This window comes from Pseudomonas fluorescens (genome assembly GCF_018614775.1).
In the GTDB taxonomy this organism is placed as follows: Bacteria; Pseudomonadota; Gammaproteobacteria; order Pseudomonadales; family Pseudomonadaceae; genus Aquipseudomonas; species Aquipseudomonas fluorescens_BY.
Genome location: NZ_JAGGOF010000051.1, coordinates 1 through 13,777 on the forward strand (window position 1 = coordinate 1; position 13,777 = coordinate 13,777).

The 13,777-nt window shown below is 61.4% G+C and carries 10 protein-coding genes and 1 pseudogene; 1 reads left to right on the top strand and 10 read right to left on the bottom strand.

Features of this window, described 5'->3' with window-relative positions; all coding sequences use genetic code 11:
* Positions 1-192: RsmE family RNA methyltransferase (locus tag J7E36_RS14820; protein ID WP_215004135.1), on the top strand; the 192-nt coding region annotated here is incomplete at its 5' end.
* 101 nt (positions 193-293) lie between these two features.
* Here J7E36_RS14820 and J7E36_RS14825 read toward each other — a convergent pair.
* The 10 genes and pseudogenes from J7E36_RS14825 to algK form a co-directional block, all read right to left on the bottom strand.
* Positions 294-1,112: pseudogene (locus J7E36_RS14825) on the bottom strand (SDR family oxidoreductase); the annotation flags it as partial.
* A 142-nt stretch (positions 1,113-1,254) separates the two neighbouring features.
* Entirely contained in the window at positions 1,255-2,706 is a 1,452-nt protein-coding gene (locus J7E36_RS14830; RefSeq protein WP_215004137.1) for a mannose-1-phosphate guanylyltransferase/mannose-6-phosphate isomerase, read from the bottom strand.
* A gap of 212 nt (positions 2,707-2,918) precedes the next feature.
* On the bottom strand, positions 2,919-3,584 hold the full coding sequence (locus J7E36_RS14835; protein WP_215004139.1) for an alginate O-acetyltransferase AlgF: 666 nt from the start codon (positions 3,582-3,584) through the stop codon (positions 2,919-2,921).
* 14 nt (positions 3,585-3,598) lie between these two features.
* The gene (locus tag J7E36_RS14840; RefSeq protein ID WP_215004141.1) at positions 3,599-4,774 is read right to left on the bottom strand and encodes an alginate O-acetyltransferase; all 1,176 of its coding nucleotides are present in this window, start codon (positions 4,772-4,774) and stop codon (positions 3,599-3,601) included.
* Positions 4,775-4,785: 11 nt separating this feature from the next.
* Complete coding sequence (locus J7E36_RS14845; RefSeq protein WP_215004143.1) at positions 4,786-6,351, bottom strand: MBOAT family O-acyltransferase; 1,566 nt, start codon at positions 6,349-6,351, stop codon at positions 4,786-4,788.
* Positions 6,352-6,545: 194 nt separating this feature from the next.
* Positions 6,546-7,670: a mannuronate-specific alginate lyase gene (locus tag J7E36_RS14850; RefSeq protein WP_215004211.1), complete on the bottom strand. Its 1,125-nt coding sequence runs from the start codon at positions 7,668-7,670 to the stop codon at positions 6,546-6,548.
* A 23-nt stretch (positions 7,671-7,693) separates the two neighbouring features.
* Entirely contained in the window at positions 7,694-9,142 is a 1,449-nt protein-coding gene (locus J7E36_RS14855) for an alginate O-acetyltransferase (RefSeq protein WP_215004145.1), read from the bottom strand.
* An 11-nt stretch (positions 9,143-9,153) separates the two neighbouring features.
* Entirely contained in the window at positions 9,154-10,743 is a 1,590-nt protein-coding gene (algG, locus tag J7E36_RS14860; protein ID WP_215004147.1) for a mannuronan 5-epimerase AlgG, read from the bottom strand.
* Between the two features lie 26 nt (positions 10,744-10,769).
* Positions 10,770-12,254: an alginate export family protein gene (locus tag J7E36_RS14865; protein ID WP_215004212.1), complete on the bottom strand. Its 1,485-nt coding sequence runs from the start codon at positions 12,252-12,254 to the stop codon at positions 10,770-10,772.
* A 5-nt stretch (positions 12,255-12,259) separates the two neighbouring features.
* Positions 12,260-13,768, bottom strand: coding sequence for an alginate biosynthesis TPR repeat lipoprotein AlgK (algK, locus tag J7E36_RS14870; RefSeq protein WP_215004149.1), 1,509 nt, complete (start codon positions 13,766-13,768; stop codon positions 12,260-12,262).
* Between the last annotated feature and the right edge of the window lie 9 nt (positions 13,769-13,777).

The following is a 13,777-nucleotide window of genomic DNA, read 5'->3' on the forward strand; positions in this document are numbered from 1 at the left end:
TTGCTCAGCCTTGCCCGGCCAGCGTCCCTGGCTTTCCTGATCGGACCCGAGGGTGGTTTGTCCGACGCGGAAGTCGAACAGGCCAGGACCGCCGGCTACCACGCCGCCCGCCTCGGCCCCCGGGTGCTGCGCACCGAAACCGCGCCCGTGGTGGCGCTGGCGGTAGCACAGCAGTTGTGGGGGGATTTCTAAACCACCATGAAAAACCCTTGTGGGAGCGAGCCTGCTCGCGATGGCGGTGGGTCAGTTGCAGATGAATGTTGCCTCCATACAGTCGCGCTGTTTCGATTAAAGCGCCCCCCGAGTCCAAACCGCTTCATCAATCCCTTCTCCAGCAACCCCTTGGGCAGTAAACCGGCCATCAGTGGCAATGCCCGGCTGCCATTGCCCAGGCGCAGCAGCCGGGGTGGCTTGGGTTGTTGGGTGGCCTTGAGCAGGCCGGCGGCGAATTCGTGGGCGGGGGTCGGGTTGTCCTGGGAGGCTTTGGCGCGGGCGCGTATGCCGTCGCGCAGGGGCCACCAGGGGGATTGTTCGTTGATCAGTTGTTCGGCTTCATGGCCGGCGTTCCTGGCGAAGCTGGAGGCGATGGCGCCAGGCTGGACTTCCATCACGCGGATGCCGAACGGCGCCAGTTCCATGCGCAACGCATCGCTCAAGGCATGGACTGCCGCTTTCGAAGCGCAATAGGCGCCGGCGAACGGGGTGACCAGCACACCGGAAACACTGCCGATGTTCACCACCAATCCCCTGGCCCGACGCAGTACCGGGAACAGCGCGCGGGTCACTCCGACGATGGCGAACACGTTGGTTTCGAACTGGCGTTGCATGGCCGGGACGCCGCCGTCCAGCAGCGGGCCCATGGCGCCATAACCGGCGTTGTTGATCAGCACGTCGAGGCCACCGTGCTGCTGGTTGATCCGTTCGCTCAATTGCTCCAGCGCCAGCCCGTCGTTCACATCCAGCGGTACGGCGGTAAACCCGGCAGCGTCGAGCAGCGCCACATCCTCGACTTTGCGCGCAGTGGCCCAGACCTGATAACCGGCTGCCTTGAAGGCATCGGCGAGGGCGCGGCCGATGCCGCTGGAACATCCGGTGATCAACGCAACGGGCATGGCGCATTCCTTGTGCAGAAGTGAGGGGGGAGGGCTGCGATCATAAGCAATCATCGCCCCAATAGACAAAAAAAAGCCCCCACCCAGGCCACTGCGGATAGGGGACGCAATGGCCTGGATGAGGGCTTCTAGTCTTGCGGGTTTACTGCGCGATGGTTTTCACCGACACGCCGCGTTCGACCGGGGTGGAGCGGCCGTAGATGTCTTCGAAGCGTTCGATGTCATCTTCGCCCAGGTAGCTACCGGACTGCACTTCGATGATTTCCAGCGGGATCTTGCCCGGGTTGCGCAGGCGGTGAACCGACGCGATCGGGATGTAGGTCGACTGGTTTTCGCAGAGCAGGAACACGTTCTCGTCGCAGGTCACCTCGGCGGTGCCGCTGACCACGATCCAGTGTTCGGCGCGGTGGTGGTGCATCTGCAGCGACAGGCACGCGCCCGGCTTGACCGAGATGTGCTTGACCTGGAAGCGTCCGCCCATGTCCACCGAATCATACGAGCCCCACGGACGATAGACTTCGCAGTGGTTCTGGGTTTCGGTGCGACCCTGGGCATTGAGGGTGTTGACCATCTTCTTGACGTCTTGGACCTTGTCCTTGTGGGCGATCATCATGGCGTCCTTGGTTTCGACCACCACGATGTTTTCCAGGCCGATCACCGACACCAGTTTGCCGTTGCCATGGATCATGCAGTTGCGGCTGTCCTGGACCACCACGTCGCCCTTGGTGACGTTGCCGTTGGCATCCTTGGGATTGACTTCCCACAGCGACGCCCAGCAGCCGACATCGCTCCAGCCAGCCGACAACGGCACCACGCAGGCGCGCTGGGTTTTTTCCATCACGGCGTAGTCGATGGAGTTGTCCGGGCAGCAGGCGAAGGTGGCTTCGTCGAAGGTGATGGTGTCCGGGGTCTGCTCGCTGCGCTCCAGGGTCAGCAGGCAGGTGTCGTAGATGTCCGGATCGTGCTTTTTCAGCTCTTCGAGGAAACGGCTGGCGCGGAACAGGAACATGCCGCTGTTCCAGAAATAACCGCCGGCCTCGACGAATTCGGTGGCGCGCTTGACGTCGGGTTTCTCGACGAAGTGCGACACACGGCTGACGCCTTCCGGCAGCAGCGCATCGTTGGTCGACTTGATGTAGCCGTAGCCGGTTTCCGGTTTGGTCGCCGGTACGCCGAACAGCACCATCTCGCCACGCTCGGCGGCCACGGTGGCCAGGGCCAGGGCGCGTTGCAGGGCTTTCTGATCTTCGATCACGTGGTCGGCTGGCAGCACCAGCATCAGTTCGTCGCGGCCTTCGTTGACCAGCATCATCGCGGTCAGCGCCACGGCCGGCGCGGTGTTACGGCCGAACGGTTCCATCAGGATGCGCTGGGCTTCCAGGTTGCGGTTGGCCAACTGCTCGTTGACGATGAACCGGTGGTCTTTGTTGCAGACCACGATCGGCGTGTCCATGCCTTCGAACACCAGGCGTTCGAGGGTCTGTTGGAACAGGGTGTGTTCGCCGGTCAGGGCCAGGAACTGTTTAGGGAACTGCTTGCGCGAAAGCGGCCAAAGACGTGAGCCGCTACCACCTGACAAGATCACCGGAATCATGTGTGTTACTCCTTTGAAGCGTAATGGTTATAGAGCTACTGCGTTCTGTCGTTTCACTCTTGTTTTTGTTTCGTGCCTGAATGACGCCTCGGTTCAGGGTGGGAGCGGGCTTGCTCGAAGGCTGAGTGTCAGTCGACATTCATGCTGAATGTCATACCGCAATCGCGAGCAGGCTCGCTCCCACAGGGGGAGGTGTCAGTCAAGCGAATCCGTCAGCGGGTTGACACTGGACGCTTTACCCAGACCGGCGACAAGCTGCTTCCGGAGCCGGTGACATACAGCACGGCCGCTTCGCCGCGCTCCAGGGCCACGGGCTTGAGGTCGCCGACTTTCTTGTCGCCCTCAAACAGCGCCAGGCTCACTTTCACCGGGTTGATTTCACGTTCGCCACGGCCCTTGGCCGCGACGTTCGGTACCACTTCGGTCTTGCCGTCGGCAGTCTTCAGGGTCAGTGCCTTGTCGGTGAGGTTCTGCACGCGAACCAGGGATTTCTGCTTGTTCTTGAACGGCGGCTCCTCGATCAGTTGAGGCTGGCCGCTGGCGTTGTTGACCAGGGTGTAATAGTGATCCGGAGCCAGTTTGACCGGGACGGTCTGGCTGCCGACCTTGGCGCTGTAATCGCCGCCAGGCATGAAGCTGAAGTCGCTGCTGGCCAACGGAGCCACGTCGCTCAAGTTGGTGCTGCCGACGGTGGCGCTGACTTCAGCGTTGCTGGCGTTGTAGATGCGTACGAAGCTCGAGCCTTTTGGCGCGACCGGACCGTACAGGGCCGAGTCGCCGGCAAAGGCGGACAGTGAAAGCGCGCTCATGCTGGCGACGAGGGCAACGGCCTTGAAGGAGCGAGCGGCGAGACGGCGAGGAGTAGTGTTGAAAGTCATGGTGGACCTCTCTTTCAGTTTTGCGCCCGGTCGGGCGTCTCGGATTGGGTGTTGGCGGCAACGTTCTGTTGGCGCGCACCGGCTTGTTTGAGCGCTGCGACCCACTGCGGGTCGGCGTCGCCGATTTCGTTGTTCACGGGCAGATAGCGTTCAGGGAACTCCCAGATCAGTACCTGCGGCGGGCTGTTCTTGAAGGCGTCGCTCTTGAGGTAGCTGAGCATCGGCAGAATCGGACCGTGGCCGTCTTCGGCGTAGTTCACGACGTCGCTGTGCAGGGCTTGCTTGAGGGCGCCGACGAAGTTCCAGTTAGGGTTGGCGCTGTAGCTGGTGCCGATCAGGGCCACGGGCACCTGGGCGTCGGCAAACAGCGCGTCGCCTTCGGCCGGCTGGTCGTCGGCTTCGCGGGTGTTGCGTTTGACCAGGGGCTCCTGGGCTGGCATCAGGTTTTCGAACAAGGGATCCAGCGGCAGGAACTGACGCAGGTCGCCCTTGTGGATGATTTTTTCCGCAGGCTCGGTGACGAAGCGTTGTGGCTGGCCTTCCAGCGGCGTGCGCTCGGCAATCGCCTTGGCAATGTTTTCGGCCGCGACCTGGGCGCCTTCCGGGGTCCAGTGGGTGTCGGTGCGCAGGAACACTTGCTGGCCGCTTTGCTTGGCCTGTTGCAACGGGCCGAGCAGGTCAGGGGCAAGGATCTTGTCGGCCGCCACGCGGGCATGGAAATCCTGGTAGAGGTTGGCGTGGATGCTCGACGGCTTCACGTCACCCAGGTGCTCGGGATACAGCCGCGCCTTGGCCGGCACGATTGCCATGACCAGGGTCACGCCTTGTTCCTTGAGCTTCTGGCGTACGCCTTCGACCAGCGCGTAGTTGCCTTGCAGGTTCAGCTCTTCGTTGACGATCGGGTTGAACTCTTCGTCGCTGTACAGCCACTGGTCGCGGCCCAGGACCACGCCTTTGCGACCTTCGTTGAACAGCTTGTAGTCCAGCGCAGCCCAGATATTGGTGCCCAGGCGCTTGATCGGGAACTGGTCGTCGTAGTGAGTTTCCACGGCCTTGGTCCAGCGACCATTGAGCACGGTCGCGTCCGGGTTGGTGCTGAAGCCGAAGAAACTGCGCATCGACCACAGGCCCAATGCTGTCAGGATCAGCATGAACAGTGCGACGTAAAAGATGCGTAATGAGCGGGTCATGTTCAGATCCCTCAGAACTGGAAGTAAAGAAACGGCGAGAAGCTTTGCGCCGAGAGTTTGAGAATCGAGGCGATGAACAGCAGCAGTACCAGGGCGCGCATCACGTAGCGCGACCAGTCCACGGTCCAGTAGGCCGGTTGCACCTGCGCTTCGACACCCACGGTGTAGCCCGGTTCGTGAATAGTCGACGGGTTGTCACCCGGCACGGCCTTGATCAGACCTGGTTGCGCGGTGGCCGGGCCGTTGGCCTCAGTGTTCACCAAAGGCTTGGTCTTGACCGGCGGACGGTTGGTGTAGAAGTCCCGCAGGCCGAAGAAGGCGAGGGTGATGTAGGCCACCACCAGCGTGGCGATCTGCAGGCCGGTGAGGTTGGCGCGGGTCAGTTCCGACAGCGACCAGTCGCCGAAACTGAACATGGCACCGTACATGCGACCGGCCACGTGCAGGTTTTCGGAGCGGAAAATCACCCAGCCCATGACCACCAGCAGGAAGGTCAGCGCCCAGCGGATCGGGTTGATGCTGCGTGGGGTGGTGTTGATGCCCACGGCTTTTTCAATCGCCAGCCAGATACCGTGCCAGGCACCCCAGATCACGTAGGTGATGTTCGCGCCATGCCACAGACCACCGAGCAACATGGTCAGGAACAGGTTGCGATAGGTCATCAGCGTGCCTTTGCGATTACCGCCCAGGGTGATGTAGAGGTAGTCACGCAGCCAGGTGGACAGGCTGATGTGCCAGCGCCGCCAGAACTCGGTGATCGATTGGCTGATGTAAGGCTGCTTGAAGTTTTCCATGAAGCGGAAACCCATCATCAGGCCCAGGCCGATGGCCATGTCGCTGTAGCCGGAGAAGTCGAAATACAGCTGCGCGGTATAGGCCAGGGCGCCCAGCCAGGCATCGCCGGTGGTCGGATTCTGCAGGGCGAAACAGTGATCGGCCACCACGGCCAGGGTGTCGGCGATGAACACTTTCTTGATGAAGCCCTGCATGAAGCGGGTGCAGCCTTCGGAGAACTTGTCCAGGGTGTGAGTGCGATTGTTGAACTGGTCGGCCAGGTCGCGGAAACGCAACACGGGGCCGGCGATCAGGTGCGGGAAGATCGCCACGAATGCCGCGAAGTCGATCAGGTTGCGGGTCGCCGGGGTGTCACCGCGATAGACGTCGATGATGTAGCTGATGGACTCGAAGATGTAGAACGAGATACCGATCGGCAACAACACGTGAGTCAGGATGAACGGCTCGAGACCGAAGCTGGTCATGATCGCGTTGAGGCTGTCCACGCCGAAGTTGGCGTACTTGAAGTAGCCCAGGATGCACAAGTCCACTGCCACGCCGAGCAACAGCCAGCGCTGGGCCGGTTTGGTCCGCACGCCGGCGGCGCCGACTTTCAGGCCGATCCAGTAGTTCCACAGGGTGACGGCGGCGAACAGCGCCAGGAAGTCCACTCGCCACCAGGCATAGAACACATAGCTGGCAATCAGCAGCAGCAGGTTGCGATAGCGTTGCCCGCTCAAGTAGTACAAGCCGAGAAAGATCGGCAAGAACAGAAACAGGAACACATTGGATGAAAATACCATCCCGATCTCTCCATGTTGAATCAACAGTCAAGGGCCAGAGCCCCCCCAAACCCCCCCAATGAAAAAGGGCGGTGATGATCGTTCCCACGCTCTGCGTGGGAATGCCTCTACGGACGCTCCGCGTTCGGCTTTTCGGAACGCAGAGCGTCCCCGGCTGCATTCCCACGCAGAGCGTGGGAACGATCAGCGGTGAATCAGCTTCCTTTGTTGCCTTTTTCGTTAGCCGGGTCATACACCTTGGTCAGGTCACCACCGAGGCGGAAGGTCTTGAACGGTTGCATTTCATGCTTGCGTTCCAGCACGTCCGGGGGGCAGGTGTAGAGGCTGCAGAACGGTTCGAGCCAGGCGAATTTCGAGTCGATCTTCAAATCCTTCATGTCCTGTTCGTCGCCATTCTTCTTCTCGAAGATGTCCGGGTCTTTCACCCCGGCCAGCACCCGATCACCCAGGCGCTTGAGGGCGCCGTTGTTTTCCTGGCGCAGGTCCACACCGTTGACCTGGGCGAAACTGGCGATCATCGCCAGCGGCGGCAGGGCATAGTTGTGATAGGACAGGGCCCGTTGTTTGCGCTTGAGTTCATTGGGCAGGAAGCCGTCGGCATCGACCTGGTTGACGCCGACCTTGTATTCCTTGACGGCCCAGTCGAACAGGTCGCGACGGTTGGTTGCCACGGAGGTGGCCATCACCGACCAGGCGGCCCAGTAGGAATGGTTGTTGGTCTTGTCCAGCGGCAGATTGTCCCAATCGCTGACCACCTGATCGGCCATCTTGCTGAACCAGCTTTCAATCAGTTGCGCTTGTTCCTGATGGTTCGCCAGTGGGTGAGAGTCGGAGAACTTCAGGCGCACATAGGCCGACGCCATGCTGCCCAGGGCCCATTTGCGCATCGACTTGCCGGTGTGGTTGAAGTCCTTGGACATCAGCGCATCGGCCTGGGCCCAGGTGGTCAACCAGTTCAAGGTGCATTCCAATTGTTCAGGACGGCCGTCACGCATGAACTGCATCACTTGCTTGCTGACGCCACGTTCGATTCTGGTGATGTCGGCGGTGCTGTCGCGAAACGCCTTTTCCGACTGCACGTTCAAGGTCGCACGGGCCTTGTCGGAGCCCTCGTACTTGCTGCGAAACTGCAGGGAGCCGGTGTACGGCGTCGGTACGGCGTCGCAGCCTTGGCCGCCTTCGCCGGCCTTGGCCTTTTCGATCGGTGCGAAGTAGCCCTGTGGCGGGCGCAGTGGAGCGGCGGCCTGGGTGGCCCCGGCGAACATCGCCAGGGTCAGCAGGGACGGCGCCAGCAGCTTTTTCAACGTTCGGGTGTGCATGGTGCTGGTCATGAGACGAGACCTCATTGTCCGATCTGAGCCGTTTGTTCGGTCGGCGCAGATGCGTTTCGTTTGCAGACTTTCGCTTCCACCTGTTGTGGCGCTGCACCCGCTTCGGGACCTTCGACTTCGACAGCCAGCAGGTTTTGCGAGGCCCAGTCGTCGTCGGTGCGCAGTTGGAAGGCGAAACGCCCGTCGGTGTCGGAGGTATCCGGTTTCTCGATCTTGATATCCTCGTGGCGCCCATTCATGTACCAGAGGGTTGCGTGCAAGGTTTTCACCGACGTGTCGGCGAAGCGGATGTCGACTTGGTGACTGCTGTTACGCAGGTCCATGTTCTTGCTGTTGACCATCAATTCGTTCTTGCCCGGCTTGAGGGCGGTCTTGCTGCTCATCAGCGCCGGCTTGCCTTCACAGCCGTTGTTGTCCAGCAGGGCAAACATCTGGCGGTAGATGGTTTCCTGGTCCAGGCGGTACAGCGGCGAGAATTCCCAGATCAGAATCTTCGGCGGGTTCTTCTGGAATTCTTCGCTGCCCAGGTACTGGATCATCGCGCCCTCGAAACCGCCGCCAGGGAAGGCCACGTTGAGGATGTCGGCGCCGATGGCTTCTTCCAGGAAACCGGCGAAGTTGTAGTTCTTGCCGCTGTGACTGGTGCCGACGAGGGTGATCTGCGGGTTGCCGGAGTCGCCGAACAAGTCGCCGTCACCCGCCTCGCCCTTGGGCTCGGTGGTGAACTGGTCCATGTACTGGACCGCGTAGCTGGTGCCGCACAGCTGCCCGGCCATGTTGTGCAGGGTGCCGGTCTTGCCCATGCGGCCGGACTTCTTGGTTTCGAACTCACGCTTGGGGATGTCGGCGAAGGCCGGGAGTTGCTTGACCTTCTCGGCCACGATCTTCGCGGTGCGCTGGGCACCGTAAGGCGTCCAGTGTTGGTCGCCACGGAAGTAGAAATCATGGGCCGGCAGGGTATCGGGCAGGTTTTCGTTGGTCAGCGGCGACAGGTCCGGCACCACATAACCCATCTGGGCGAAGCGACCCAGCATGGTCTTGTAGTTGCCCAGGGCCTTCTCATAGTCGAACGCGGCCTTTTCCTGCGGATTGAGCTTGTTGCGGTTCACCAGGCCACGGGTTGGCTGATAGACGAGCACCAGTTCGACGCCTTTCTTCTTGAACGCATCATGCAACTGTTGCAGGCGCTGGTAGCCGGCCGGGGTGGTATTGAATTCGGTCCGCAGGTCTTCCTGGGTCCGGAACAGCCAGTCGCCCTGGGCCTGCACCAGCGTGGTGAAGTTCTGCTGGTAACGCGTGGTGTAGTTCTTCGCATCGTGGGCGGCAGGGCAGAGGTTGCAGCACGGTTCGGCGGTAAAGGTCGGCGCCTGGGTTTCGTCGGCGCGCGCACCGCTGGTCGCGGCAAGCATGCCGACGGTCAGGGCAGACAGGCCCAAAAGCTTGATCATCTGTGGGTTCATAAAGGTCATCCTCAGTCCCGCAATTCGGTCTGGCGTTCGACAGGGTCGATCAGCACGGCTTTCTGCTGGCGCACCAGCAGGTCGAGAATTTCATCCTGGCGTTCGCCCAGGACTCCCGTGAAGCTGATGCCGCTGGATTTGGTCGGCGCGAGCATGGACACGCGGTACAGCTCGACGCTCAACGGCGAATCGATGGACAGCGGGCCGCTGCCGTTGCCGGCCAGTTCACCGCCCACCACAATCAGCGAGACCTCGGCGTCGAACGGGTCGAGCTTGATGTCACGGTCGGTGTTCGACAGGTCCTTGATGTGGCCGTACAGGCCGGTCAAGCCGTTGGCCATGGACACGTTTTCGTAGAGGCGGATGTTCACGCTGTTACGAACCCGGATGCCGTGGCGCTGGTTACTGATCACTTTGTTGCCCCACAACAGGTTGTCGGCACTCTCGTAGAGCGTGATGCCGTCGGTGTGGTTCTTGTAGATCTCGTTGTAGGCGATCAGGTTGTTCACGCTGTTACGGTCGATCACCAGGCCCGAGAGTTTGTTGTCGTAGCTGCGATTGTTGAAGATGAAGCTGTCGTTGACCTCACGGGAAATAATGATCCCGTGCTTCTTCTTGGTCCCGTAGACGGTGTTGTCGGCAATGATCAGCCGATGGGAACGGTCGTGGGGGTCAATGCCATAGATGACGTTGTCTTTGTAGGTGTTGCTCTTGACCACGAAGTCGCGCGTCTCGTAGCAGTAGAAGCCGTACCACATGTCCGAGAACTCGGAACCGATGATCCAGCCGGTCGGTTCCGGGCGCTTGAGCACCTTGGCCATGTTTGGCGTGTACTGGGAAATACTCACCCCGTACGACTTACTGTTGGAGTAGCCGAAGCTGGCCATCTTGGTATTGACGATGTAGGTCTCGGTGCCGCCCCACGACAACAGGAACGGACGGAAGCTCTTGGGCGAGCGGAACGTGGCGGGGCCATTTTCCTTTTCGCGCCAGCCGGTGACCTTGGTGTCGCGGATGAACATCTTGCCATCGTTGACCAGGAACGAGCCGCCTTCTTCGGACAGGCGCAGCTCCTGGGTCTGTTTGTCGATTTCCAGGATGCCTTTCTGGCCGACCACGATCGGAATCTTCGCCAGGTAAACGCCTGGCGAGGTTTCGATGATGTACTTGGGCTGTTTCTTGGCCAGATCCTTGAAGTTCATGTAGCCATCGTCGAGGAAGATGGCCTGTGGGATGCCGTGCTGACGCACCACCCATTCGGCCATCTTGTTGTCTCCGCCGATGAAGTCCTTCAAGGCGTTTTCCTGCATCATCCGGCGCACGCTGACTTTACCGGGCTTGGTCCGCACGATCTTGGCAGCCACCGCTTCGGCGGTGTAGCCCTTGAGATCGGGCAGGGTCGGCGCGGCCAGCTCCAGTGGCGCGGTTGGCGCACTGCTGACGGTGTAGGTCTTGGCTCGTTGCAGTTCCTTGACCACGTTGCCCGGCTTGACCACCGGTTCAACGTTGGCGAACGCCGGCGAGCCGGCCAGCAGCATCGCTGCGACCAACAGGCTGATCGAACCTTTCATCGCCTGGCTGTTCCTGAGGTAGCGGTTCATTTCGGGCACTCCCATGGCCATTCGCATCAGAAGCGCCAGATCACGTCGACAAAGGCGCGATGCATGTACGAATCGACCTCTTTGCCGTAGGCGTCGCCTGGCTTGAACACGCCGCCACGAAAGCGCACCAGCGCCGACGGCTCATCGATGGACTGGCTCAGCGCCGCGGGCAACAGACCTTGCTTGAAGTACTTGGTGACGACGAGGTCGACTTCCTGGCCCAGGTCCTTGTCGCCGTCGCGCAGCGGCAAGGTCGAGGTGGACAGGATCGCGCCGGTCACGTCGTCGGTGTTGTTTTCCACGGCGTTGATGCCGTTGCTGCCCACCGGTTTGTTGCCGTCCACGCGCCAGAACTTGTGGTACACCAGGCTGGCGTCGTATTCATCGCGCAACTGCCAGGAGCCGAACAGGCTGGCGCTCTGGGTGTTGGCCATTTCGCCACGGAACGCTTCGCCGAAACGGTGGACCCGCGAACGGGTGCCGGTGTAGTTCGAGCGGTTGCTCTGCAGGCCGTTCTGTTGGTATTCATCGCTGGCGCGGGCATAGGCCGCACCGACCTGCCATTGCGGGTCGAGGCGCAGGCGGATACCCAGGTCAGTGGCCCAGCCGTTCAGGTCTTCGCTGCGCTTGGCTTGCGCCGGGCGCGTGCCGTCGGCGTTGAGCGGGTTGACGGTGTCGCGGTCGCCGCTCATGCCGGTCAGGCTCGCCCAGTAGTTGACGGTGTTGGTGTTGCGCCAGTTGTAGGCGTCGCTGTTGGCTTCCAGGCCCAGCCAGGAGATGTCACCGTTCTGGGTCTTGTCCAGGGTGTCGGTGGGTTCGCCCGGGGTCGGGTAATCAAGGCTGCCGCTGTCATGGGTGTGATGAGCGCGGATGCCGGCCCACTGGCCTGGCGTCCATTGATAGCTCACGTCGCCATAGACGTGCAGGCGATCCTTGTCCTTGGGCGACAGTTCCTTGAGGTCGGTGCGGTATTCGCTGAAGCGTTCGGCGACGCCGACATTGGCCCGCAGCAACGTGGTGTCGAAGGTCCAGTTCAGGGCTTCGATGTTGGTGTCACGCCATTGGCCATCGTCGTTGCGCAGGCGCTGGCGGCCGAACTTCAACAGCTCGCCCGGGTACGGGGTGAAGCCGCTGTAGCCAACCCAGAACTCGCGCATCGCCAGGTAGCTTTTCTTGGCTTCACGGTCGCCGCTGTCGGTTTGCTGGTTGGCGCTGTCGGACTGTTGCAGCGTGTCGGTCTCGATGATGTCGGTCGACGTCACGGCCTGGGCCATGGCATAGGCGCTCCAGTTGCCGCTTTCGCCGTAGACCCAGGGACGCAGGTCCAGGCCGATGCCGTTGACGTCGCCACCTTTCTGGGTGCCGAGGTCACGGTCGTCTTCGGACTGGCCGGTGATTTTCACTTCCAGGCCGAAGTTCTTGGTTTCAGTCAGTGCCGCCAGCGTCGGGCAGGACCAGAGCAGGGCGCACGTCAGGCCAATTCCGGCCTGCACAAAAGGATTGAGCTTCAAAGACTTCATGGTTTTTCCTCGCCGTCATCTTCTTTCAGGGCTTGCAGTTCAAGCGTATCGGGGCTCATGGCACCGCGAATGGCCTGCTCTTGTTTTAGCAGGCGTTGGGCTTGTGCAAGCTGTTCCGGCGGTAAATTTGCTTCGAGGGTCTGGGCAAGCTCGGTCGCTTGCGGGGTGTTCTGCACCTTGGCCAACTGGCTGAACACATAAGCGTTGACCGGGTTGGGCTTGGTGCCCTTGCCCTGGGAGAACAACTGGGCAATGGCGAAGTCGGCACTGTTCTGGCCGCTGCGAGCGGCCTTGAGCAGGTGGTCCAGGGCTTTTTGCGAGTACACCTGGCCGAGGTAACCACGGCGATAGATCTGGCCGAGGTAGTAATCGGCGGCCACTTCGCGGCCAACGGCTTTCTGGAAATGCGCCTCGGCGGCCTTGGCGTCGGCCGGAACCCACTTGCCTTCGTAGTACAGCTTGCCCAGCAACAGCTCGGCACGCGGCTGGTCGGCGGCGCGACCGTTTTCCAGGTACTGCATCATCTTGTCGACATCACCCAGTTCGGGGAAGTCGTAGAGCAATTGCGCCAGACTGACCCAGGCAGCAGGGTAACCGGGGGCAATGCCTTCGAGCAGCGACTGGGCGGTCTTCTCGTCCGTCTTGCCCAGGCTGGCATCGGCCAGCACGCGGGCGACGCTGTCCACACGCTGGGCGGACACGACGCCGCGGCTGTGACCGGCCTGCATCTGCTTGAGCAATTCGGCTTGCTGTTCCGGCTGGCCGCGCTTCTGATAGACCGTGGCCAGCTCGACGTAGCAGATGTCCGTGGTCGCCAACGCGGCCTTGCAGACTTTTTCCACTTCATCCAGGTGCTGGTCGTAAGTGCCCTGGGTGCGATACAGCAGAATCTGCGCCAGGCCCGCTTCCGGATAACCGGCGGTGCGCCATTGGCTGATCTGCTGCTGGGCGTTGACGTTCGGGAAGCTGTGCGGGTATTGCAGGTACAGCATCGCCAGCGGAATGAGGGTGTTGCCTTCACCGTTGGCGAAGGCTTTCTTCAACAGACCTTCGGCTTCGTGTTTTTCAGCCTCGGTAGAGCCAGGCTTGGCCACCAGCAGGCGGCCCAGGCGCGCCTGGGCCCGTGGCGAGATATCGGCAGCGGCGCGGTACGTCGCCTCGGCTTTTCTCATTTGCTCCGGATCATGGCTGTCGACCTGAATATCGGCCAGGCCTACCTGGGCTTCGCTGTAGCCCAGGTCCGCCAGTTGCTGATAGTTCTGCTGCGCCAGCGCCGTGTCGCCGCGCTTGAGAGCTTCGTTGGCCAGGCGCTGGTCGGGCAGACCGGCGCAGCCAGCCAGGCTGACTGCCAAAGCAACGGCACACAGTGTCCCTCTGTGGGAGCGAGCCTGCTCGCGATGCAGGCGGCTCGGTACATCAGACACAGCGCATTGACCCCATCGCGAGCAGGCTCGCTCCCACAGGGTATGTGCTGTCTTGTTGTTCTGTGGAGTCGTCACGGGCATATCCTCGAC

Coding starts and splice junctions, on each gene's coding strand:
- J7E36_RS14840 (WP_215004141.1), bottom strand. CDS start 4,774: ATGACCCGCTCATTACGCATCTTTTACGTCGCACTGTTCATGCTGATC.
- algK (WP_215004149.1), bottom strand. CDS start 13,768: ATGCCCGTGACGACTCCACAGAACAACAAGACAGCACATACCCTGTGG.
- J7E36_RS14845 (WP_215004143.1), bottom strand. CDS start 6,351: ATGGTATTTTCATCCAATGTGTTCCTGTTTCTGTTCTTGCCGATCTTT.
- J7E36_RS14835 (WP_215004139.1), bottom strand. CDS start 3,584: ATGACTTTCAACACTACTCCTCGCCGTCTCGCCGCTCGCTCCTTCAAG.
- J7E36_RS14850 (WP_215004211.1), bottom strand. CDS start 7,670: ATGCACACCCGAACGTTGAAAAAGCTGCTGGCGCCGTCCCTGCTGACC.
- algG (WP_215004147.1), bottom strand. CDS start 10,743: ATGAACCGCTACCTCAGGAACAGCCAGGCGATGAAAGGTTCGATCAGC.
- J7E36_RS14830 (WP_215004137.1), bottom strand. CDS start 2,706: ATGATTCCGGTGATCTTGTCAGGTGGTAGCGGCTCACGTCTTTGGCCG.
- J7E36_RS14855 (WP_215004145.1), bottom strand. CDS start 9,142: ATGAACCCACAGATGATCAAGCTTTTGGGCCTGTCTGCCCTGACCGTC.